Raw genomic sequence first — 23,715 nt, 5'->3', positions numbered from 1 at the left:
ACAAACTCATTTTTTATTGAGTTTGTTTACAGTCTTTTACACGAGCAAGCCCTTGTTGAATTTATTGCTCTACAACAATGTCTAAGTTCATTTGATCTTCTTCAGCAGCACGACTTGCGTCTTCTTTTTCAGTTGCTGTAATTTTTAATTTACGTGTAGCTAATAACACGATTGCAGACACAATATATAAACTAACTATAACTAACACACCTGCGTTGAAGCCAGAGCGAACGTCATCACCTGCAAGTGTGATCAAGTAACCAGTAATCCATGGACCAATTATACCAGCCATACTTGCAATCGCTAATGAAATACCTGTTACACTACCTACTAAGTTTTTCGGGATGATCAACGTTTTAATCGCAGCATTTAACGGTAATAAGCTTGTGTTCATTATTAAGCCTACCCCTAAGAAAATACATGCTAAAACTGGTGAAGATACAATGGTTGTCATTGCGTAAGAGGCAGCACCAACAAGTAATACCGTAACTAATACACGGTCATAAGATTTGATAAGGCTTTTATTTTTCTTGAATAAGACGTCTGTAAATTTTCCTGCACAAATTGCGAATACTGTACCAGCAATGCCCATTCCAGCGAATATTAAGCTCATACTTTGCTGCTTAAGACCAACGATTTGTGTTAAGTAAGTTGGTGCCCATGTAAGAACCCAAGTTGTAATCCACATTGATACAAAACCTATAACTAAAATTGATAATACATAAGGGTTGATTAATACTTTTACTATATACTTGAAAGGTACTTCTTTGTTAGAAGCTAAAGATTTTACGTCCTCGGCTAGTGGCTGCTTTGGTTCGTCTCTCATAAAGAAGAAGAAGAGTGCCCATGCAAGGCTTGCTACTCCTAACATTGCGAAAGTATGCTGCCAACCTATGTTTGTAATCCCCATAACTAAAATTGGTGCTGCTAAATACGTACCAACTGTTGTACCAGAAGTCATAATAGCTGTGGCGACACCACGTTGTGCACTAGTGAACCAACGTGCAAGGTGTACTAGGCAAAAACCAAGCGTAGAACCCTCGAAGAAACCTAAGACAACTCGGAGTAAAATTAAGTGTGGTAACGTTTCGACAAAATAAGCACTTGCTAATGAAATTGTCCAACCAGTTGCAATCATCATTAATAAATATTTTGAGTTGAAGCGATACGTTAATGTACCTAAAACAATACTTCCGACAGCGTATGCAGCGAAGAAGCTACTTCCCACTAAACCAAACTGATCGTAAGATAAATTTAGTTCAGACATGATTGGTTCTGCGGCTAATCCTAAAACTGATTTATCCGTATAGTTTAAAACAGATAGCAAGAATAGAAATCCTAATACAACCCAACGCATGTAAAATCCCCCTTGAATTACCGTATTTTCTCATCCACATCATTTCATGATAATATTATCAGATTTTTCCGAAAATTTTTAAGGTAACTGTTTTTCTTTAGGTGGATGTTAGCGTTTTCAAAAAAATCATTTCACACCTCCTAATGTTTTACTAGACATACTTTTAAAAAACTTTAGCATCTTATCAGAAAATCCGGAGTTCGAATCTTCCATGAAATGAATTCTATTTGATAAAAAAGAGATTGACAAGAAAAAAAGATTGATAGTTAATTATTGTTTGCCGGAGAACAAAAAAAGAAGTAACAGAATCCCAGTTCCAAAAAGCAAAACTTTTGACATTCCGATATATTGATAAATCTGACTTTTTCTGAAAATTTTTCTTGTGAAAATTCAAATATAGATTTGTGTAAATTTTATTGTTTTTATTTGAATTTTCAATAAAAAATACAATGATAATTTTAAATGAACTCAATTATGATTAAATCAATCGATTACGAATGGGGGAATTGGGATGGATGATCGTTTATTTAGAAATGCAATGGGGAAGTTTGCGACAGGGGTTACAGTTCTTTTAACTGAAAACGAGGGAGAAACACATGGAATGACAGCAAACGGTTTTATGTCAGTATCATTGGATCCGAAGCTTGTCTTAATTTCTATTGGACATAAAGCAAAATTTCTAGAGAAAGTTTCACAATCTAAAAAGTATACAGTAAATATTTTAGCGGAGGATCAAGAGCATTATTCACGTCATTTTGCTGGGAGACCTGGTGAAGTAGTTGAATTTGAAACGTTAGCTGGGCTGCCAGTATTAAAAGGGGCTATCACTCAAATCGCATGTGAAGTCGTATCAGAACATATAGAGGGTGACCATACATTATTCATTGGTAAAGTAGTAGATTTACGGCTTGAGGATAAAGATCCGTTATTGTTCTTCAAGAGTAAATATCGTCAATTGATAGAGGTAGAAACAGTTAAGTCCTAAAAGGAGAATTGTCTATGAATATTCAAACCATAGCTGAAGTATTGCTTGAAGCGGAACGTACGAAACAGCCAATTGCGCCCTTAACCGAAACCTATGAAAATATTACTGTTGCTGAGGCTTATGCAGTGCAACTAGAGCAAATTCGTCAAAAGATTGAAAACGGGGCCACAGTGAAAGGACTAAAGATTGGGTTAACGAGTAAAGTGATGCAAGAAATGTTGAATGTTTATTCACCAGACTATGGCTGTATTTTAGATACGATGGTATTTGACGAGGCAGATGGTTTAGTTGCTGAGTCTTTTATTCAACCAAAGGTAGAGTTTGAGATTGCGTTTGTTTTTAATAGAGAGTTAAAAGGGCCACAAGTGACGGTGCGAGATGTAATTGATGCAACAGCCTTTGTAGTACCAGCAGTCGAAGTAATCGACAGCCGCATTGCGAATTGGAAAATAAAATTTGAGGATACAGTGGCAGACAATGGGTCTTCCGCCGGTGCGATTTTAGGTCAAAAGCGGACACTACTTAAAGACATTGAAGACATTACAAATATTCCAATGATTGTAAAGAAAAATGGTGAATTTTTAGACGAAGCAACGAGCTCAGCTGTATTAGGGAACCCACTCAATGCGGTTGTTTGGTTAGCAAATGAAGTGAGTGCCTTTGGTATTTCTATCGAGCCTGGCATGTTTGTCTTATCGGGAGCGCTATCAAAAGCTGTTACCTTTAAAACAGGTGATAAATTCGAAGTTGATTTCGGTATACTTGGAAAAGTAAACGTTAACATTTTGGAAGAAGATTTAATTTATAAAGCAGCACAAAATTTAGCGAGATGAAAGAAAAAGGAGAGAATCGCAATGAAGGTAATCTATGTGAATGCTAATAACTTACAAGAGATTAGACAGTCATCTCCTAATGTAGCAATGGCACTTGGTTACTTTGATGGTGTGCATTTAGGGCATCAAAAGGTAATTCAAACAGCTAAAGAAAAAGCAAAAGCACAAAATTTATCACTAGCGGTTCTCTCTTTTTTTCCGCATCCCAAAAGTGTTTTATGTTCGGACATAGCAATCTCATATCTTGAGCCACTAGAACAAAAAATTGAAAAGTTAGAAAAACTTCAAGTGGATATTTTTTATATTGTAGAATTTACAAAGGAATTAGCTAAAGTAGAAGCAAACGATTTTTTAGATGATTATGTTATAGGTTTGAATGCTAAGGAAATTATTTGTGGTTTTGACTACACATATGGTGCAAAAGCAAGTGGTACCGTTAAAACACTGGCAGATTATGCTGCTGCACATCAAGTAGGCCTAACGGTTGTTGAGGAGCTAACGTGGAATAATCAAAAAATTAGTTCGACATTGATTCGGAAGCACTTGATAGAAAGAAAGCTTAGTGAATTACCCAATTTACTGGGGGGATTTTACAAAACTAAGTATTGTCAAAAGAATGGTATCCTACCAAATTATTCGTTACCGAATGTTGGTAGTTATAAAGTATTGATCGAAGATCGACATTCTTCTATTGAGTGTGTTGCAACTGTAAAGTGTAAAAAATATATTGAGATTCATCATGAAATGTCGATACTACCCAATTTATTGACGATAGAATGGGTTGAGCAATTAAAAACAATACCAAGCTGATTATTCAGCCTTTGATTAATGTTAATTGTAGTCTCCTAGAAGCGTTAATAATCCCAAAAAAAAACTGACCCTGATTTCGTGAAAAAATACTTTTGCGATTTTGGGGTCTTTTTCCTGTTAATCTCTTGTAAGTCCAGTGTTCTTCCAATTTTCTTTTCGAATCTCTTTACCAATTTGATAAAAAGTGCTTAATCATGGTATAAGTGTAAAAGGGCAGAGACATTCTGCTTTTTAATTTTGGGATAAGGGATTGACCAGTTAACCGATGATGAGAGGATTTGAATATATATATGAAAGAAAATTTTTGGCGTGATTTACCACGACCATTTTTTGTACTTGCACCTATGGAAGATGTGACAGATCTTGTTTTTCGCCATGTAGTAAGTGCAGCTGGTCGACCAGATGTATTTTTTACAGAGTTTACAAACTCGGATAGCTATTGTCATCCAGAGGGCATGAAAAGTGTGCGTGGCCGTTTGACTTTTACAGAAGATGAACAGCCAATTGTGGCACATATTTGGGGAGATAATCCCGAATATTTCCGTCAAATGAGTATTGGGATGGCAGAGCTAGGATTTAAAGGCATCGATATTAATATGGGCTGCCCTGTACCGAATGTGGCATCGCGAGGAAAAGGCAGCGGCCTTATTCTGCGACCAGACGTTGCGGCAGAACTTATTCAAGCAGCAAAAGCAGGCGGACTGCCTGTCAGTGTAAAAACACGACTTGGCGATAAAGAAGTTCAGGAGTGGGAGGAATGGCTAACGCATATTTTAAAACAGGATATTGCGAACCTTTCTATTCATTTACGTACAAGAAAGGAAATGAGCCAAGTACCTGCACATTGGGAGCTAATTCCAGAAATCAAAAAATTACGTGACACGATCGCACCAAATACGCTGCTAACAATCAATGGAGACATTCCTGACCGTCAAACTGGGCTGCAGCTTGCTGAAAAATATGATATTGATGGCGTTATGATTGGGCGAGGTATTTTTAAAAATCCTTTTGCATTTGAAAAAGAGCCAAAAGAGCATAGTAGTAAAGAATACCTTGACCTTTTAAGACTGCAGCTTGATCTTCAAGATCAATATGCGGAAGTACTGCCGCGTTCCATCACAGGGCTTCACCGCTTTTTCAAAATTTATGTCAAAGGATTCCCTGGAGCTGCAGAACTAAGGAATCAATTGATGAACACGAAATCAACTGGTGAAGTGCGTGCATTACTCGATAACTTTGGGACAAAGAATGTTGATGGGACAGAGGAATAGTAGAAGGAGGTCTTTCCGGTTTTTGCCGGCAAGACCTTCTTTTTTGTTATAGTAAAAGTCTTTTACTATAATTGAGCCTATAACCAGTACACAGTACGTATTTGAAATTTAACAATACCCAAAACCTATATAAGGATGTGTACGATGCACTATACGACTGAACGGACACGACGCCAAATTATACAAAGCTTTATACATGTGTTGCAAACGAAAAGATTCTCTTCAATCACGATAAAAGATATATGTGATGATGCATTGATTCATCGGACTACGTTTTATCGTTATTATGAAGATAAGTACAGTCTGTTAAGAGATTTTATTTATCATTTATCTGAAGAGATTATTAGCAGAAATAAAAAATCGAATACTGACACTTTTAGGTTTCTAGTTGATTATGTCGAAGACCATTTTGTGTTATTTGAAAACACTTTGTTAGGGTCTGAAGGGCATATATTTTTCAAAAGCATGGTGAAAATTGCAAGTGATATTATGCGTGAACACTCCAAAACAGGAGATGACCCGATATCAACTAAAATCAATCAGTCGAAGTATCCTGATGTGATGTGTGGTTTCTAATGGACTGAAGGGCAATGATCTTTCAGATGCTAAGTTTGGCACTTCTGGACCAAGTGCTACAACCAAAGATATGAATGATGTTTTAAGCAGGGATTTAAACAGATCGACGACGATTGTCATTATCGGAGTTTTGCTGGTACTGTTCTTCATTATTCGGTCGTTCTGGACACCAGTTTTCATAACGGCATCGCTTTTAGGTTCCTACTATGCGGCGATGTTCATCATAAATTATATATTTATAGATTTGCAGGGGCTTGAAGGGATTTCCTCCTTTGTTCCTTTCTTCTCGTTTATCATTATTGTCGCCTTGGGAGTAGACTACAGTATCTTTTTAATGATGCGCTTTAAAGAATACCCTCATATGTCGCAGAAGGAGGCAATTGTTACGGCTTCAAGACATATAGGCGGTGTCATTATTGCTGCAGTCATCATCCTTGGAGGCACATTTGCGACACTTATGCCTTCTGGAATCATCCTTTTATCTGAATTGGCCATAGCGGTCATTACAGGACTGATTGTACTTTGCTTTGTACTGCTTCCTCTCTTTTTACCAGCTATGATCGCCCTGCCAGATACCTTGGTGAACCTATTCTCTAGAAAAAAGAAAGCTGACTTAAATTTAGAGGAAAAAGTAATATAAATAAAAGCCGACTTACTTGTTATAAAAAGGAAGTCGGCTTTTCCTTTGAGGTTCACAGAATTGTAGAAAAGCCTTTGAAAAGAGTGAATTTATCTAAGGTCTAATGTGATATTATTCTATCAAATAGGATGCAGAAAAATGAGAATAACGATAATAAAAAATTACACTTCCAAATTTTTGATGTTTCTGTCCTCCATCATTTCCCCATTAAAACAATGTGTTTATGAAAACCCCCAATAGTAAATTCTACTTTCAAATTATGATCATCTTATTGAACAACCTCCATATTGACTCTTCACATATTCCTGCCGTAACACCCATTTATTCCAATAGTTTACTAATAAAACTTGAAAGGAGTGGTAACCATGTAAACATATACTCATTTATAAGTTTCCTAAGACTAATAAAATTATGAAGGAGGATCACTAATGGGTCATGATATATCAGGATTCAATAATACAGGAGAAGAAATTGCTTACGCTCGTTTTAGCATGGGGAACCATAATTCTACCATCCTTTACAGCTTACTAGACGCAAATCAATTCTATGCAGGAGTTAGCGGGTCAGGTAAAAGTTCCACCTTTTCAATTAATCAACTTGAAAAAGCATTAAATACCTACAATCAATTGTATGGAAACGGTAAATCCCTATCAGAAAGAGATTGGGATCTAAAACAAATCCAGGATTTTATCGAAAACTGTTTGGCAACTGCTCAAAAAGAAGGGAGGGTAAATGTGTATTTTGGCTAATGTTTTATGCTATAAATTCTATAATTATCAATACCTTCTTATGTAACAAATTGCAAAATATCTCCAGATAATCTTTTCATTTCTTATCTCCCCAAAATAATAATCATCTTTAGTTAAATCTAGTAGAATAATGTTATAATAGGATCGACTCTTCAAATACAACTTCCCCGTTGAGGGGATTCCAAGGTATTATAGCTTATAGCCCAATTGAGTTTTTAAGTTGGGCTATTTTGTTTTTAATTATATGGTGGCAATCAACTATATTGAAATACTTCCATTTTAGTTCCAAGTATTTACGGGTTTCTGAGGGTGCCACGGACCGCACTAAAGGATGGGTGAAAATGTTTAATTTAGCAGCATTAATGCTTGAAAAGGTCGGTATCATAGTCATTGTGGCTTTTTTGCTTTCGCAAATGAAGTCATTTCGTCATATTATTCAAACCAAACACAATACAAATGAGAGAATCTTGCTTATTTTACTTTTTGGTGCCTTCGGGATCATTAGTAATTATACAGGGGTTGAAGTTCATTATAATTCTATTAATAGAGCGACGTGGCTTTCTGAATTAGAACATGAGAGTGCGCTGGCAAATACAAGAGTGATGGGGGTTGTCATAGGTGGTTTGCTTGGAGGCCCAATTGTTGGTGTTGGTGCAGGATTGATTGCTGGAATTCATCGTTACACGCTTGGCGGTTTCACCGCATTTTCCTGCGCAATTTCTACTATCTTAGCTGGGATTATTGCAGGTTACTTTGGAAGAAAAAGAAAACTTATGGGAAAACAAATTACTGCAGGTTTTGCTGTCATGATAGGCATGATATTGGAATCCGTACAAATGTTACTCATTCTTGTTTTTGCTAAACCGTTTGAACAAGCATGGAGCCTTGTAGAGTTTATTAGCTTACCGATGATATTTGGCAATGGATTAGGTACATTGCTATTTATGTTCATAATTAGAGCAATTAAACGTGATAAAGAGGTTACTCGTGCAAATCAAACCAACCTGGCCTTTCTTATTGCCGATCAAACCCTGCCATATTTTCGACAAGGCTTGAATATCCATTCCTGCGGGGAGATAGCGGAAATTATGCTAAAACTAACCGATGCTGATGCGGTTTCAGTTACAGATGACCATCAAGTCCTAGCTCATGTCGGCGCAGCGTCAGACCACCATATCCCTAAGTCAAAACCGGAGACCGGTTTGACAAAAAAAGTGCTTGAAAGCGGCAATATTTCAATAGCAAGATCGAAGAAAGAGATTCTCTGCGTTCATCATGATTGTCCTTTAGAAGCAGCCATTGTGCTGCCGTTAAAGGTTAAAAATAAAATCGTCGGTACTTTAAAAATGTACTATACTAAGCCGGAAAAATTAGATAAGGTGCAGCAGGAATTAGCGGAAGGACTTGCTAATCTCTTTTCTACACAGCTGGAGCTTGCAGAAGCAGAAAGACAGACGAAGCTATTGAAAGATGCAGAAATCAAAGCCTTACAGGCACAAATCCATCCGCACTTTTTATTTAATAGTATCAATACGATCTCAGCACTTTGTCGAACAGATGCAGATAAAGCTCGGAAGTTACTGTTGGAGCTCAGTTCATTTTTTCGCGGAAATCTCCAAGGAGCCAGGCAGATGCTCCTTCCGCTGGAGAAGGAATTGGCAAATGTCAGGGCTTATCTATCTTTGGAACAGACCCGTTTTCCAAATAAGTACTTCGTAGATTTTCAAATTGAACCAGGTCTTGAAGAGCTGCTGATTCCGCCGTTTACCCTGCAGCCATTGGTGGAAAATGCAATTCATTATGGCTTTCCCCGAAGTAAATCTGAAGGGAAAATCACCATCCGGATATTTTTCGAGAGTAATCAACTGAAGATTATTGTTACGGATAACGGAAAGGGCATTCCTAGAGATAGGATTGAAGTGTTAGGGAAGCAAATCGTAGATTCTAAAAAAGGAAATGGTACAGCTATTTTTAATATAAATGAACGTCTTAAAGGAATTTACAATGGTCAAGCCTATTTAACTATTGAGAGTCAAGTGGACCATGGAACAACAGTCACAATTTCCATTCCGCACGATTATAAAGGAGTTTTTGATCTGAATGCTTAAAGCTTACATAGTGGATGATGAACCTTTAGCAAGAGATGAATTAAAATACTTGCTGTTACGCAGCAAGCAGGTAGTCGTTTTAGGTGAAAGTGACTGTGTCGAGGATGCCATTGCAGATATACTTGGGCTAAAACCAGATCTTGTCTTTTTAGATATTGAACTGGCTGATGAGAGCGGATTGGACTTAGCGAAGCAATTAGAAAAACTTAACCCGGCTCCAGCGACGGTTTTTGCTACAGCTTACGATGAATTTGCCCTTATGGCCTTTGAATTAAACGCGGTGGATTATATATTAAAACCCTTTGATGAAGAACGGATTGGTAAAACTCTGAAAAAAATTAAAAAGATGAAAAAAATTGGAGATCAGGATTTTCCCATTTATTCCTCTGAGAAAAACCTCCAAAATGGAAAAATTGCCGTCCTTGTCGATGAAAGAATTATTTTACTACCCAATGCTGACATTGTTTATTTAGAATCCAGTGAGGGTAAGTGCACAATCGAAACAATGGACCAAAGGTACACAGTAAGTGAGGCACTCGTTGTATTAGAGAAAAAGTTACCTAACACCGAATTTCTTCGCGTCCACCGCAGTTTCATTGTAAACATCGATCATATAGTAGAAATAGAGCCTTGGTTTAACTCTACCTATAATTTAATCATGAAAAACGACTCAAAAGTTCCCGTAAGCCGGACCTATGTAAAAGAATTGAAGCAGATGTTAGGGTTTTAAATTTTTTGGATTTTATTTGCCAGTTATTGTATTTCATCAGTTGTTTTTTGTAATTCACCTTCCCATTTGTGCAAGTTATTTTGAAAATGAAATAAAAACGTTTTCATTTTGTAAGATAATGATTGTATATAAGAAGTAATGGAGGGAGAATAAAAAAATGAATGCGATTTCAATCGTAGTAGGTTCAATATGTATCCTCTTAATCGTTTATCGTTTATATGGCACATTTATGGCGGCAAAGGTTTTGAAGCTTAATGATTCAAAGCCGACACCTGCTCAGAAATTAGAAGATGGTCAAGATTATGTACCGACAAATAAATGGGTTGTATTTGGTCACCATTTTGCTGCGATTGCTGCAGCAGGCCCTTTAGTTGGTCCAATTCTGGCAGCACAATTCGGTTATTTACCAGGCCTACTTTGGCTGTTAATTGGTGCAGTAATTGGTGGAGCTGTCCACGATACGGTCGTTCTCTTTGCATCAATGCGCAGAGATGGAAAATCTTTATCAGAGGTTGCAAAGGAAGAACTCGGTCCTGTAGCAGGATTCTGTACAGGATTAGCGATGTTATTCATCATCACCATTACTATGGCTGGACTGTCAATGGTTGTGTTGGGTGCACTTGAAAGAAACCCATGGGGAACATTCGCAGTTGGAATCACCATTCCGATTGCAATGGGAGTTGGATTATATCATAAAAAGACCGGCAATTTAAAACTCGCTACAACTGTTGGTTTCATTTTAATCATGGCAGCAATCGTTTGGGGACCAAACATTCAAGGTACATGGTTAGGAGATTTGTTAACACTTGAAAAGAGTACGCTTGCTCTTATTTTACCTATCTATGCTTTTTTTGCAGCAGCATTACCAGTCTGGTTATTGCTCGCACCACGCGATTATTTAAGTACATTTATGAAGATTGGGGTATTCGCGGCCTTGATCGTTGGGGTATTCATTGTAAACCCAGAAGTTCAATTTCCTGCATTTACAGATTTTATTAATGGCGGCGGTCCTGTTGTTGCTGGTCCAGTTTGGCCATTTATCTCGATTACAATAGCTTGTGGAGCAATTTCAGGATTCCACGCATTCGTTGGTTCTGGTACAACACCGAAGATGGTCAGCCGCTGGAGCGACATTAAAGGTGTAGCTTTTGGAGCAATGCTTGTTGAATGTTTAGTGGCAATTATGGCTTTAATTGCTGCCATCTCTCTACAGCCAGGGGATTATTTTGCAATCAATTCATCACCAGAGAAATTCGCAACACTTGGAATGGAAACGGTTAACCTTAACGAACTGGAAGAAAAGGTGGGAATGGACCTTGAAGGAAGAACAGGTGGAGCCGTTACCCTCGCAGTAGGGATGACATACATCTTCACTGCAGTTCCATTTTTCGCAAAATTAGCATCTTATTTCTATCAATTTGTCATTCTATTTGAGGCTGTCTTTATCTTAACTGCGATTGATTCAGGAACGAGGGTTGCTCGTTACCTTATTCAAGATTTCCTTGGAGACTTTATTAAACCATTAAAACGTACAGATTCACTCGGAGCAAATATCTTTGCCAGTGCATTAGCCTGCTTCGTCTGGGGATATCTTCTTTTCTCAGGGGACATCAGCTCCGTCTGGGCACTATTTGGTGTATCAAACCAATTAATGGCTTCTATCGGACTGATTGTCGGAGCAACAGTAGTCCTAAAGATTGCCGAAAAGCGCTGGTACATGCTGACATGTCTAATCCCTCTAGCATATTTATTTGTAACCGTGATGGTTGCAGGTTACTGGATGGTAAAAAACGTCTATTTCAATGCCGATAATGCTGGTTTCAGTGTTTTAAACGGTATTCTATCCATTGTTATGCTGATCCTTGGTATAGTAATTATGGTTACTTCAATAAACAAATGGATTAAGTTTTGGAAAATTCCACAAAATGTATTAGTAAAACAATCGGAAAAAGAAGTAGCATAAATAACAAGCACCCATTCGACTAAATGAATGGGTGCTGTTTTTTTATAGGGGTTCCTCATTGAAGCTTTGCGGAAATAGATTTAAAGAAACCGAAACCAGATAATTTAAGTATAAGTTTCTCCTTGCCTCTAATACTTTTTTGTACATAGATAGATAAATTATCGATTATAACCTCATTAAATTGATTTAACGTTTTAGGTTTTCCAGGGACTGCAGCTAGTTCCTGAATACCTGGAGCATAACAAGCCTTTACCTCAAGGGTTTTTACGGTCAATTGATTGCCTTTTGACTTTAACCACTGTTTTGATTCAGTATCCAATTCAACATTCATCGCTTTTCGCCCCCTTTGTTCTTTCATTAAGTATAATATAGTAGTTTGTTATAGACCATTAGATACTCGAGGAATGGGACTTTTTGATTAAAAATAGTGAAAAATGTAGTTTCATGCAAGAAAAAGCAGGATTTTAATTTTTAAAAATGAATATATATAACAACTAGTATCTCAGGTTCGTCGAAGTTGTTGTGACAAAGGATTATGAAACAGGAAGACCTTCCTTTAACCAAGAAAAGGATCAGAATCATTTTATTCATCCAGCCCAATCCATTTATGAAAGAAGGTATACCGTATGAACGAAAAGTTTTTTGATGACTATAAAAAATTTATTGTTGCACCGGTCGATGAAAAGCAAAATGGTAAAGAATCATTTGATCCAAAAAATTATGCTTCACATTATATCATGACACTGTCTATATTTAATTCCCGTATAACGACTTTGAAAGAAGCTGGTAAATATGATATAGATGTTGACAAAAGTATTAAAACGGTTCTAAAGGAATTTAATAGGAGGCACCATGAAAGGTACCATCTTCAACTACTTGAATTAGATAAGTTTAAAAACTATTTTGTATTGGCTCTTTCCTCGAAAACAGAATTTGAAAAAAATGAAGAAAGTGACCGAATATCTTTTATTGTTGATAAAATGCTAACGAACCTTTTTTATGTTGGACAAGGATGGTTCAATTTAATAGGCGAAAAAGGAAGAATAGCACGTAAGCTCTTTTGTTGTTCTTTTATGAAATATGTGATAGAGAACGAGGATCATTTAAAAATAGACAAAAAAGTAGAAAGTATCAGTGGTTTTATTTCAAAAAATGATGAGATTAAACTTGTGAAAAATTTCTAAAGTTTTAGGACTACGTTCGTTCAAGGCTCTTCATCTCTTTTTTTAGATATATGTCAAAGGATTTCGAGGGGCGAGTGAATTAAGAAATCAACTGAAATTTATTCATCGTCCAATGAGCAATTTTTTTCTTGGAAATATTAAATCCATCAAAACAAAAGCACCCCATGTGTTGTCACATACACTCTGAACAAGTTGGGTGTTTCTTGTAGATAGTTATAAAAGAAGAAGCAGGAACCCGTTAATGGGCAGCCTGCTTCTTCTATTAGTTATGAAGATTTTAGTAAGGCGATACAAAAGGCTAATTCTTTGCGGGAGAGTGTCTCACAATTTCCGATTGGGTCATTATCGTTATATAATAGTATATGAGAATTCCATCAAACTCCCTACGAGAGGGGTGTTAGACATAGCGGTTACAATTAAGGATGTTGCAAAGCTTGCGAATGTTGCTCCGTCAACAGTTTCAAGAGTGATTGCCGATAGTCCCAGAATTAGTGAAGCAACAAAGCGTAAAGTAAATGAAGCAATGGGAAAGCTCGGGTACCATCCAAACTTAAATGCAAGAAGTCTTGCGAGTCAATCGACACAAACCATTGGGCTTGTCATGCCGAGTTCAGGAGATGTCGTATTTCAGAATCCCTTTTTCCCAACCGTATTACAAGGAATTAGTGAAGGGGCACATGAAAAAAAATACGCTTTGCATATGACAACTGGAAAATCAGAAAAGGAAACACTTGAAGCAGTGGTTGAAATGGTTCAGGGAAAAAGAGTAGATGGGATGATTCTACTAAAATCTAAGGTGGAGGATAAAATTATCTCCTATTTACTAAAAAGAAATTTTCCATTTGTCCTTATTGGTAAACCTTATAAAAATGTAGAAGAAATTACCCATGTTGATAACGATAATTTTCGTGCCATGCAAGAAGCTACCGAACATTTAATCATGCAGGGCCATCATCAAATTGCCTTTATCGGTGGATGTCTTGAGCTTGTGGTAACGGTAGAGCGGTTACTTGGTTATGAACGGGCATTACGAAATGCTGGTATTGAATTGAAAAATGAATATATTATTCATGAAGAATTTTTACGTGAAGGCGGTCAAGAAGCTGTTAAGGAGCTCATGTCACTAGAAAATCCACCTACTGCCCTCGTGGTAGTTGACGACTTTATGGCTTTAGGTGTCTTGAATACACTAGATGAGTTAGGAATCAGCGTTCCAGAGGATATCTCCATTGTCAGCTTTAATAACGTACTTCTTTCAGAAATGGTGAAGCCCCCGTTAACATCTGTTGACATCAATATATTTAATCTTGGCTATCAAGCGTCAAAGAACTTGATTCAAAAGATTGAAAACAGTAACGAACCAATAAAGCGTATCATCATTCCCCATAAATTAATTGAAAGATCATCATGCTGCCATCTAAAAAACAAGTAAAATCCACGAAAGCCCCTAATTTTAATAGGGGCTTTTCCTATGTGTGCCAGGCATGGCAACTATCTAGGTGGTGAAAGTCCACTGTGGGGGTACACATCGACCAACCACTAAGGAAGCGCAAGGTACTTATCGTGAGATAAGGGCTGGAGGAAGCGTGGAATAAAATCTTGGCTCGACGTACAGAAATCTGATACTAAGGCTTTATAAAGGGATGAGGCTCCATAGCAAGTCAAAGTCCAAAAGATGTGCGTAACTTTGTAGAGTAAATCAGGCGAGTAAAAGAGGAAAGATAGTTGTCTTACCCTGGGAGGTCTTGCGGATGTACGGAAGTACAGTCGAAAAAGGTTAGTCGCAAGAAGTCAGCAGAAGCCATAGTAGTGAAATTATTCATGAAGGGCTGAACAATTTATAGTGTTTCAACACCACGAATGCGTAAGTGACGTACTCCGAATGTGTTAATGGAGAAAGTATGAGCGTATCTCAAACGGATAACCAAAATGGAGCTATCACTTACTACGTGAGAGGAAAGGAGAAACGAGTGTGAACCTTTTAGAACAGATTCTAAGTAATCAAAATATGAATGAAGCTTACCTGCGTGTCTATAAAAATAAAGGTGCAAGTGGCGTCGATGGAGTAACAGTCGAAGAACTAAAGCAATATCTGAGAGAGAACAAGGATGAGTTACGTCAGCGCATCAGAACAAGAAAATACCAACCACAGGCTGCCTTAAGAGTGGAAATCCCAAAAGAAAATGGCAAGATGCGCAAGTTGGGAATACCAACAGTAGTGGATAGAGTAGTTCAACAAGCTATTCATCAAGCTCTCAGTCCGATATTTGAAAAGCAATTCAGTGAATTCAGTTACGGCTTTAGACCAAAAAGAAGCTGTGAGATGGCTATTATAAAAAGCTTGGAATTTCTGAATGATGGACACGATTGGGTGGTAGACATTGACCTCGAAAGATTCTTCGATACAGTCCATCACGATAAACTCATGCGAATTATCGCTAACACAATAGATGATGGTGATGTCATCTCGCTAATCAGAAAATACTTAGTAAGTGGAGTCATGGTGAAAGGGAAATATGAAGAAACACCAGTCGGGACTCCGCAAGGAGGGAACCTTAGCCCATTATTGAGTAATATTATGTTAAATGAACTCGATAAGGAACTAGAGAAAAGAGGGCTGAGGTTCGTGAGATACGCTGATGACGCTCTCATCTTTGTGAAGAGTGAGGCAGCAGCAAACAGAGTGATGAAATCAATCGTGAGATTTATAGAAGGAAAACTAGGATTAATAGTCAATGTGGAGAAGAGCAAAATATCTCGCCCAAAAGATTTAAAATTCTTAGGATTCGGGTTTTATTACGATACTAAAAACAAGAGGTATCAAGTAAAACCCCATCTTATGTCAATACAGAAGTTTCAAAGGAAGCTTCGAAAATTAACAAAGCGAAACTGGAGTGTTCCGCTAGACTTCCGAATTTTAAAACTGAAACAAGTCATACTTGGGTGGGTTAATTACTTTAGAATCTCAAATATGAAAAAAGCAATGAGTGAGATAGATCAGAAGCTTCGCTCCAGAATTAGAGTCATCATTTGGAAGCAATGGAAGGTACCTAGAAAACAAATTAAATCGCTTATTCAATTAGGGATTCCGGAGGAAGAAGCGAAAGGATTAACCTTCTGTCGAAAAGGTTACCGGTACATTGGACTATCAAAAGTTGTCCAAAGAGCAATCTCAAACAAAAGACTAAAGCAGAGGGGACTTCCCTCTGCTTCAGAACATTATCTAAAAGTACACACTGTAATATAAATTGAACCGCCGTATACGGAACCGTATGTACGGTGGTGTGAGAGGGGCGAAAATAATCAACTTATTTTCCCTCTACTCGATTTTAATTAGAATTGCTTATTTTTACCAAAAACAAGCATAAAGACCCATAACCAAACCTCTTAATGAGTAGAAATGTCCTATTCTTTGGAAAATACAGATAATGAGATAATACATTCTAAGGAAGCGTTTGCAATTATTTGTGCAAACGCTTGCCCAAAAACAAATTAAAAGGGAGTTGAATGTATGAAGGGTAAATCGAGAAAGATTATAAGTTTCATAACTCTTTTGGTTTTATTTGCGCAAACGATTGCTCTTGGATTTATTAATCCAATTGAATCAAACGCCGCAGAACGTGTGGTAACGCTAGTGGGGAATCTACAGGATGAACTTGGCGGGTCAGGTGAATGGAATCCGGCTGATGCCTCAACAAGAATGACCCTTCAGGAAAATGGAAAGTACAAGCTGACAGGCACGCTTCCTGCAGGAAACTATGAATATAAAATTGCGATTAATGGTTCATGGGATGAAAACTATGGAGTAGACGGGGTTCCTGGCGGCGATAATTATAAGCTGTCTCTGGATAAGGGAAAACAAGTCACGTTTATTTATGATGATGTTACCCACAAAGTTTCTGTTCCTGTAGAGCTGCCAGACGACCAGAAACCAAGGATTGTAGGAGATATCCAGCCTGAGCTGAACGCTGGTGGAGAATGGGCGCCAGGTGAATCAACTGCTATTTTAAAGGATGAAGACCTCGACAACATTTACACTTATTCAGCACAAGTGCCGAAAGGAAAGCATGAATTTAAGCTTGTCCTTGGGAACAACTGGTCTGCTCCAGCGTATCCAGCCAATAACTTTGTTCTGAATGTAGTAAAAGACACGATAGTTACATTCTTCTATAACCATGATACAAAGGAAGTGTACACCGATTATGATCCTGGTTTGCCAGATGGAAATGTCCAAGGAGATAAGCTATTTCACGACACTTGGGATCGATCTTACAGGTCACCATTTGGGGCAGTAAAGGCAGGGGATACGGTCAAGATTCGACTCCAAGCGAAGAAAGGCGATTTAACCGCTGCAAGGGTTCAGCTAAAAAACTACAACACTGGTAATACCATCATGGTGGAAATGGAATATGCCGGATGGGTTGAGCTAAATGCTGCACCAGTAGAGTTTTGGGAAGCTGATATAAAGCCGGAAGAAAAGGGCGTTTATGGATATAAATTTATTGCACGTGACGGAGAATCTCAGAAGGAATACGGTGAAGATATTACTGAGGGTGGAAAAGGGACAACTTCTGATGCAAATGCTTCTCTATTCCAATTAACGGTTTTTGATCCAGCCTACAAAACGCCAGATTGGATGAAGGAAGCGGTCGTGTATCAGATTTTTCCGGATCGCTTTTTCAATGGAAATAAAAAAAATGACGATGCCAAAGATACAGCACGCGGTGATGAGCCAATTGAACATCAAGAATGGAGCGAACTTCCGGACAACCCTCGTGAAGCTACTTCCGAAGGCTATAATGGAGATGAAATTTGGTCCAACGATTTCTTCGGTGGTGACATTGCTGGAGTTCAAAAGAAACTCGATTACATTCAATCATTAGGGGTCAACACACTTTATCTAAACCCAATCGCTTATGCATCATCGAACCATAAGTACGATGCGACAGACTACAAGGAAATCGATCCAATGTTTGGTTCTCCAAAAGAATTTGAGGCTTTCACAAAAGAATTAAAGAAACGGAAAATGCATTTAATTTTAGATGGCGTGTTTAACCATGTCGGTGACGATTCCATCTATTTTGACCGTTATGGAAAATATGAAACGGTTGGTGCTTATGAATACTGGTCAGCGATTTATGACCTTGTCAATAAAGGAGTTATAGAAGAAGAGGCAAAGAAACAAGTGGAAGAAAAATTAAAGGCAGAAGGACAAACCTTTAGCCCATACGGTTTCCACAACTGGTTTAACATTGAAAATGTGAAGGTTGATGGAGTTTATAAATACCAGGCATGGTGGGGCTTTGATTCATTGCCGGAAATCAAATCGATTCCCGGAGAAGCGGTGGACTATCCATCAGAGTTAAATAATAAGCAGTTTGCTAACTACATGATGTACGATGATGATTCTGTTGCTAAATCGTGGCTGAAACGGGGTGCAACAGGCTGGCGTTTAGATGTTGCGAACGAGGTCGATACAGAATTTTGGCGCGAATTCCGTAATGAGCTTAAGACCGGAAAGAAAGATGAACCGCTGATTCTAGGTGAAATCTGGGATGATGCTTCTGAATATTTCCTTGGCGACTTATATGATTCCGTTATGAATTACCGATTCCGCGGTGCTCTTATCGATTACCTGAAAAATGGAAATGCCGAAGGGGCAGAAAATCAGTTGAATGCGGTATATGAAGATTATCCGAAAGAAGCATTTTACTCCCTGATGAACTTAATGGGCTCGCACGATACCCCTCGCGCAGCATTTGTATTAGGTAATGGAACCGACTCTTTTGAACGTGCAGAGTACGATAAAAATTACAACCATCAACTCGGAATTCAGCGCCTAAAGCTTGCCGCGACCCTGCAAATGGGTTATGCTGGTGCGCCGACTGTTTATTACGGCGATGAAGCGGGTGTTACAGGGTCGAAGGACCCCGATGACCGCAGAACTTATCCTTGGGGTAACGAGGACACAGAGCTTGTAAAACATTATCAATCAATTGGAAAAGTAAGAAATACCTATCATGACCTTTTCAGTTACGGTGATTTAAACCATCTTTATGCAAAAGGCGATGTGCTTGCTTTCTCCCGTTCAGACAAAAAGAACTTTGCGGTTGTTTTGACAAACAGAGGTACTGAAGAACAGACGATTGAACTCGAATTAGAAGATTTATTAATTAATGGTGTGAAATTAACAGATCAGCTTGATAGAAAGTACACAACTGTATCAAAAGATGGAAAGCTTTCAGTTACAATTCCAGCCATGAGCGGGCGCATGCTTGTGTCTGATAAGGGTCAAAATCTGAAACGTCAGGCTGCCGTCACGGGATTAACCATTGAAGAAGGGAGCCGCTCGGCCACTTTAAAGTGGGAAGGTGATGCAGCTAAGTATGCTATTTATCAAACAACGATTTCTGGCGCTTTTTATAAAAAAGTAAAGGAAACGTCCACGAATACGGTAACCATCGATGGTTTAGACAATGGCCGCAACTATTATTTTGCCGTAGCAGCACTTGATAAAAACGGGAATCCTTCTGATAAAGCAGCAACAGAGAATGCCGTTATTCCACATGTTGAGTTAACAGATGGAAATCACCAGATTACGAACGTAACATCAATTGAAACGGGGATCATTGACCTTTCGAAGCCGCAGACGGTCACAGCGAATATCTTTGTACAAGGTGAAACAGAAACTGGTCAGATGGAAGGTTTACAGGCAAAGCTTGAAGTAAAGCAACCTGGTAATGAAAACTGGACTACCTATAAGGCTTCTTATATCAATCAACAGGAATCCATAAATGCCTTTAGTGGAAATTTCCTGCCATTAAAAGAAGGTAACTATGAATATCGCTTTGCTTTTTCAACCGATCTTGGCCGAAACTGGATCACGAGTGAAACGCAGGAGGTACGTTTTACAAAAGGGGAAGATACGATTGATCCGGCTGATAAAGTAACGTTAGATCAGCCAGAGCAGGAATCGGGACAGGTCAATCTTTCATGGAAGCTGGAAGGTGTGAACGATCCCTATATGATTGCCTTAGTCCGCGATGGTGAAATCATCGATATGTTGTTTGATCCAACCAAGCAATCCTACAAAGATATCAATGTCTCGAATGGAAAGCTGTATTCCTACGAAGTACACGTGTATGATCAGGCTGGGAATGTAGTTACATCAAACGCTGTTGCCGTGACGCCTGAACTTATAACCGTTAAAGTGACCTTTAAAGTCAACGCACCAGCGTACACTCCACAGGGAATCAACATTACAATGCCAGGAACGAAAAATGGCTGGAATACGGGCGCGTGGGAAATGACACGCGGCGGCGCAGTCACAAATGATTATGAGTATACAATCGAAGCACAGGAAGGGGAAGTGCTTACTTACAAATACGTCAAAAATGGCTCTTGGGAGCAAGAAGGTTTAGCAGATCACACTTCATTAAACCCAAATGATGATGACGTAAGTTACTATGGTTACGGAGCAACGGGAACTGACCTTTCTATAGTCGTAACCAATCAAGGTGGTAACCAAATGGTGGTTCAAGATAAAATCCTTCGTTGGATTGATATGCCAGTGGTCGTGACTTCTCATACGGATGGGCAATCCGTCACAGCGGACAGCATCACCCTTCAGGGGAACGCCATTAAAGATGGAATTCTCACTATTAATGGCGAGCCAGTAACAATAAAAGACGACATGACCTTCTCCTATAATATTATTCTAAAAGAAGGAGAAAACAAATTGACCATCCATATCGAGCCATCAGACGAAAATAAATCAACTATCTTTAAAAATGATGGCGGTGCCATTGGCAAAGCTACGAAAACCATTCAAATGACGATTTTTAAAAATTTATGAAAAGAGTCTCTCTCCTCCAAGAATTATGGATATATGCATGTCAAGTAGACAGTAGAAAAAAGCACCCTCTTGATTTTAAGGGACTCACACCATGCGGGTGTGAAGAGATTAGGCAAATACACTGGTCGTTGCTTAAGTAATCTTAAAAAACAAATAGAAGCAGGTAAGAGAAAAAAGAAGTGCGATTCCTGCACTTCTTTTTTCAATGGATCTGATATTTTACTTTCTTTGTCCTTTTTTCGTTAACAGCATCTTGAGACTTTACCGCCTTTGGCGTTGTAACGGGCTTCCTGTGCTTCACAGAAAAATTCTTTTCTAGATTTCACAGAATCGTTTGGATGGTGCTTTTTCATATGCTCGACGTATGTTTCATAGCTAGGAACGCCGACAAGAAGACTGAGGAATTGCTTTCTGTATGAAAGGATTTCTTTTAATTTATTAAGCATAATTTTTCAAATCTCCTCCGTCACGAGGCACTGGTGGTGTCTCATGCAATGGTAATTTGTGGTTTTTAATAATTTTAAACCAAATCTTAATCGCAGAAATTAATACTACAATAACAACCGCCATAAAAATAGCACATAGCGTGGCATCAACATAATCATTTATAAGAACTTGTTGCATTTGTGCCGGTGATGTTGCAGGTGCTAGTACTTTTCCATTGTTATATGCCTCTTTAAAAATCTTAGCATGGGCAAGGAAACTGATTTTTGGATTTTCATGAAATAATTTTTGCCAGCCTGCAGTTAAAGTAACAATGAGCAGCCATGTTGTCGGAAGAAGTGTTACCCAAACATATGCTTTTTTGCCCATTTTATAGAGAATGGTTGTACCGAGCAGTAGGGCAATCGCTGCTAACATTTGGTTTGCAATACCGAACAGAGGCCATAGAGTATTAATTCCTCCAAGCGGGTCAATTACACCTTGATATAAAAAGTAACCCCAAAACAATACACATAAAGCCGTTGCAATAATATTTGGAATTAAAGCATCCGTTCTAGCAAACGGCTTATAAGCAGTACCGATAATATCTTGAATCATAAATCGTCCCACACGTGTTCCTGCATCAATCGTAGTTAAAATGAACAGTGCCTCAAATAGGATTGCGAAATGGTACCAAAATGCCATTAGCGCCTTTCCGCCAATTACATTTGAAAATATGACAGCCATACCAATTGCAAGCGTCGGTGCACCGCCAGTTCTTGAAAGAATCGTTTGCTCCCCAACGTCGGTTGCGAGTGTTTTTAAATCATCAGGAGTTATAGTAAAACCCCAGCTGGAAACGGTAGTGGCAGCTTGGACAACATCCGTACCTATTAAGGCAGGTGGACTGTTAATGGCAAAATAAATACCAGGTGTCAATACACAGGCAGCAATCATTGCCATGACAGCAACAAAAGATTCTGTAAGCATTGCTCCGTAACCGATTGGACGGGCGTGTGACTCACGTTCAATCATTTTAGGTGTTGTACCCGAGGAAACCAAAGCATGGAACCCCGAAACAGATCCACAGGCAATTGTAATAAATAAGAATGGGAAGAGATTTCCTGCAAAGACTGGGCCTGTACCATCAATGAATTTTGTAACACCAGGCATTTCAAGATTCGGTGCAACAATAATGATTCCTATTGCTAGTCCAAAGATAGTCCCTACCTTTAAAAACGTACTCAAATAATCACGTGGTGCAAGAAGAAGCCAAACAGGTAAGACAGATGCAACAAAGCCATAAATAATCATCATGATAGCTATCGTTTCACCTTTAAAGGTAAACATCGCTGCTAACGTTGGATTTTCCGCAACTGTTTGTCCGAAGATTAGTGAAAGAAGTAATAATACAATTCCTATGAGGGAAGCTTCTCCAACACGCCCTGGACGAATATAACGCATGTAAATTCCCATAAATATCGCAATTGGAATGGTAGCCGCGATTGTAAACATTCCCCACGGACTTCCTACTAATGCTTTTACAACTACCAATGCTAAAACAGCTAATAAAATAACCATAATTCCTAAAATACCAATCATTGAAATAAGACCTGTAACACGTCCCATTTCGTCCTTAATCATTTCACCGAGTGACTTACCATTTCGGCGCATAGAGCCAAAAAGAATAATAAAATCCTGAACAGCCCCAGCTAAAACAACTCCGACAACAATCCACAGTGTTCCAGGTAAATAGCCCATTTGCGCTGCAAGAATTGGACCCACTAATGGTCCAGCACCGGCAATGGCAGCAAAGTGATGTCCAAATAGCACCCATTTATTTGTCGGAACATAGTCTTTGCCGTCGTTATGTATTTCTGCAGGTGTTTTACGTTTGTCATCAAGCTGGAACACCTTATTCGCAATAAACCTGCTGTAAAAACGGTAGGAGATTGCATAAACACAAATAGCTGCTGTTAAAAGCCAAATTGCATTAATGCTCTCGCCGCTATTTAAGGCCATTACTGCAAAACCTGCTGCTCCAAGGGCTGCAATTAATCCCCAGATAACAATTGATTTAAGCGCTTTCAATTTTATCGCCACCTTTTCCATATTATACCGATATTTTATTTTATAATTTAGAAAATTAAAATAATTAATTATACCTATTATGACCACATTCTGACAAAGTATAAAAATACAAAAGGCAGCCGAATGGCTGCCCTTCTTTC

General features: G+C 38.4%; 18 protein-coding genes. 14 read left to right on the top strand and 4 right to left on the bottom strand.

Annotated features, from left to right (window positions below):
- Positions 1-61: 61 nt before the first annotated feature.
- Positions 62-1,357, bottom strand: a complete 1,296-nt coding sequence (locus QFZ31_RS16040) for an MFS transporter (protein WP_307304344.1) — start codon at positions 1,355-1,357, stop codon at positions 62-64.
- A 511-nt stretch (positions 1,358-1,868) separates the two neighbouring features.
- On the opposite strand from QFZ31_RS16040, the gene QFZ31_RS16035 reads away from it, so the two are divergent.
- From QFZ31_RS16035 to QFZ31_RS15990, 10 genes are all read left to right on the top strand, one after another.
- Positions 1,869-2,342, top strand: a complete 474-nt coding sequence (locus QFZ31_RS16035; RefSeq protein ID WP_307304343.1) for a flavin reductase family protein — start codon at positions 1,869-1,871, stop codon at positions 2,340-2,342.
- 14 nt (positions 2,343-2,356) lie between these two features.
- A complete protein-coding gene (locus QFZ31_RS16030; protein ID WP_307304342.1) occupies positions 2,357-3,175 on the top strand; it encodes a 2-keto-4-pentenoate hydratase in 819 nt (272 codons plus the stop codon).
- Positions 3,176-3,196: 21 nt separating this feature from the next.
- Entirely contained in the window at positions 3,197-3,985 is a 789-nt protein-coding gene (locus QFZ31_RS16025) for an FAD synthetase family protein (protein ID WP_307304341.1), read from the top strand.
- 290 nt (positions 3,986-4,275) lie between these two features.
- Entirely contained in the window at positions 4,276-5,256 is a 981-nt protein-coding gene (locus QFZ31_RS16020) for a tRNA dihydrouridine synthase (protein ID WP_307304339.1), read from the top strand.
- 144 nt (positions 5,257-5,400) lie between these two features.
- Positions 5,401-5,832: a TetR/AcrR family transcriptional regulator gene (locus tag QFZ31_RS16015; protein ID WP_307304338.1), complete on the top strand. Its 432-nt coding sequence runs from the start codon at positions 5,401-5,403 to the stop codon at positions 5,830-5,832.
- Positions 5,822-6,472 carry an MMPL family transporter gene (locus QFZ31_RS16010; protein ID WP_307304337.1) on the top strand — a complete coding sequence of 217 codons (651 nt, stop codon included), beginning with the start codon at positions 5,822-5,824 and terminating at the stop codon, positions 6,470-6,472. The genes QFZ31_RS16015 and QFZ31_RS16010 overlap by 11 nt, the downstream gene beginning before the upstream one ends.
- Before the next feature lie 428 nt (positions 6,473-6,900).
- Positions 6,901-7,221, top strand: coding sequence for a hypothetical protein (locus tag QFZ31_RS16005; RefSeq protein WP_307304336.1), 321 nt, complete (start codon positions 6,901-6,903; stop codon positions 7,219-7,221).
- A 341-nt stretch (positions 7,222-7,562) separates the two neighbouring features.
- Positions 7,563-9,329 carry a sensor histidine kinase gene (locus QFZ31_RS16000; protein WP_307304335.1) on the top strand — a complete coding sequence of 589 codons (1,767 nt, stop codon included), beginning with the start codon at positions 7,563-7,565 and terminating at the stop codon, positions 9,327-9,329.
- Complete coding sequence (locus QFZ31_RS15995; RefSeq protein ID WP_307304334.1) at positions 9,322-10,059, top strand: LytR/AlgR family response regulator transcription factor; 738 nt, start codon at positions 9,322-9,324, stop codon at positions 10,057-10,059. The genes QFZ31_RS16000 and QFZ31_RS15995 overlap by 8 nt, the downstream gene beginning before the upstream one ends.
- A 157-nt stretch (positions 10,060-10,216) precedes the next feature.
- Positions 10,217-12,022 (top strand): carbon starvation protein A, encoded by a 1,806-nt coding sequence (locus QFZ31_RS15990; protein WP_307304332.1) that lies wholly within the window; start codon positions 10,217-10,219, stop codon positions 12,020-12,022.
- A gap of 55 nt (positions 12,023-12,077) precedes the next feature.
- On the opposite strand, the gene QFZ31_RS15985 is transcribed toward QFZ31_RS15990, so the two are convergent.
- Positions 12,078-12,353: a CC/Se motif family (seleno)protein gene (locus QFZ31_RS15985; RefSeq protein WP_307304330.1), complete on the bottom strand. Its 276-nt coding sequence runs from the start codon at positions 12,351-12,353 to the stop codon at positions 12,078-12,080.
- A gap of 295 nt (positions 12,354-12,648) precedes the next feature.
- Between QFZ31_RS15985 and QFZ31_RS15980 the strand changes: the two genes are divergently transcribed.
- The 4 genes from QFZ31_RS15980 (at position 12,649) to QFZ31_RS15965 (ending at position 21,061) form a co-directional block, all read left to right on the top strand.
- Positions 12,649-13,206 (top strand): hypothetical protein, encoded by a 558-nt coding sequence (locus tag QFZ31_RS15980; protein ID WP_307304327.1) that lies wholly within the window; start codon positions 12,649-12,651, stop codon positions 13,204-13,206.
- A gap of 403 nt (positions 13,207-13,609) precedes the next feature.
- Positions 13,610-14,638: a LacI family DNA-binding transcriptional regulator gene (locus QFZ31_RS15975; RefSeq protein ID WP_307311601.1), complete on the top strand. Its 1,029-nt coding sequence runs from the start codon at positions 13,610-13,612 to the stop codon at positions 14,636-14,638.
- Positions 14,639-15,178: 540 nt separating this feature from the next.
- Positions 15,179-16,453, top strand: coding sequence for a group II intron reverse transcriptase/maturase (gene ltrA, locus QFZ31_RS15970; RefSeq protein ID WP_307301545.1), 1,275 nt, complete (start codon positions 15,179-15,181; stop codon positions 16,451-16,453).
- Positions 16,454-16,717: 264 nt separating this feature from the next.
- Entirely contained in the window at positions 16,718-21,061 is a 4,344-nt protein-coding gene (locus QFZ31_RS15965) for an alpha-amylase family glycosyl hydrolase (RefSeq protein ID WP_307304324.1), read from the top strand.
- A 242-nt stretch (positions 21,062-21,303) separates the two neighbouring features.
- Here the strand turns inward: QFZ31_RS15965 and QFZ31_RS15960 are convergent, their stop codons facing one another.
- Positions 21,304-21,507 carry a YbdD/YjiX family protein gene (locus QFZ31_RS15960; RefSeq protein WP_307304321.1) on the bottom strand — a complete coding sequence of 68 codons (204 nt, stop codon included), beginning with the start codon at positions 21,505-21,507 and terminating at the stop codon, positions 21,304-21,306.
- Entirely contained in the window at positions 21,500-23,575 is a 2,076-nt protein-coding gene (locus tag QFZ31_RS15955; protein WP_307304320.1) for a carbon starvation CstA family protein, read from the bottom strand. Before QFZ31_RS15955 ends, QFZ31_RS15960 begins: the two co-directional genes overlap by 8 nt.
- Positions 23,576-23,715: the final 140 nt, after the last annotated feature.

The organism is Neobacillus niacini, from assembly GCF_030817595.1.
Classification (GTDB): domain Bacteria; phylum Bacillota; class Bacilli; order Bacillales; family Cytobacillaceae; genus Neobacillus; species Neobacillus niacini_G.
Note: the sequence above shows the minus strand (reverse complement) of the source record. Positions and strands in the feature narration are given on the sequence as shown.

Bases quoted from the DNA above. Each gene is read 5' to 3' on its own strand.
- QFZ31_RS15985 (WP_307304330.1), bottom strand. From the start codon at position 12,353: ATGAATGTTGAATTGGATACTGAATCAAAACAGTGGTTAAAGTCAAAA.
- QFZ31_RS16000 (WP_307304335.1), top strand. From the start codon at position 7,563: ATGTTTAATTTAGCAGCATTAATGCTTGAAAAGGTCGGTATCATAGTC.
- QFZ31_RS16040 (WP_307304344.1), bottom strand. From the start codon at position 1,357: ATGCGTTGGGTTGTATTAGGATTTCTATTCTTGCTATCTGTTTTAAAC.
- QFZ31_RS15995 (WP_307304334.1), top strand. From the start codon at position 9,322: ATGCTTAAAGCTTACATAGTGGATGATGAACCTTTAGCAAGAGATGAA.
- QFZ31_RS15980 (WP_307304327.1), top strand. From the start codon at position 12,649: ATGAACGAAAAGTTTTTTGATGACTATAAAAAATTTATTGTTGCACCG.
- QFZ31_RS15960 (WP_307304321.1), bottom strand. From the start codon at position 21,507: ATGCTTAATAAATTAAAAGAAATCCTTTCATACAGAAAGCAATTCCTC.
- QFZ31_RS16025 (WP_307304341.1), top strand. From the start codon at position 3,197: ATGAAGGTAATCTATGTGAATGCTAATAACTTACAAGAGATTAGACAG.
- QFZ31_RS16015 (WP_307304338.1), top strand. From the start codon at position 5,401: ATGCACTATACGACTGAACGGACACGACGCCAAATTATACAAAGCTTT.
- QFZ31_RS15965 (WP_307304324.1), top strand. From the start codon at position 16,718: ATGAAGGGTAAATCGAGAAAGATTATAAGTTTCATAACTCTTTTGGTT.
- QFZ31_RS16030 (WP_307304342.1), top strand. From the start codon at position 2,357: ATGAATATTCAAACCATAGCTGAAGTATTGCTTGAAGCGGAACGTACG.
- QFZ31_RS16020 (WP_307304339.1), top strand. From the start codon at position 4,276: ATGAAAGAAAATTTTTGGCGTGATTTACCACGACCATTTTTTGTACTT.
- QFZ31_RS16005 (WP_307304336.1), top strand. From the start codon at position 6,901: ATGGGTCATGATATATCAGGATTCAATAATACAGGAGAAGAAATTGCT.
- QFZ31_RS15990 (WP_307304332.1), top strand. From the start codon at position 10,217: ATGAATGCGATTTCAATCGTAGTAGGTTCAATATGTATCCTCTTAATC.
- QFZ31_RS16035 (WP_307304343.1), top strand. From the start codon at position 1,869: ATGGATGATCGTTTATTTAGAAATGCAATGGGGAAGTTTGCGACAGGG.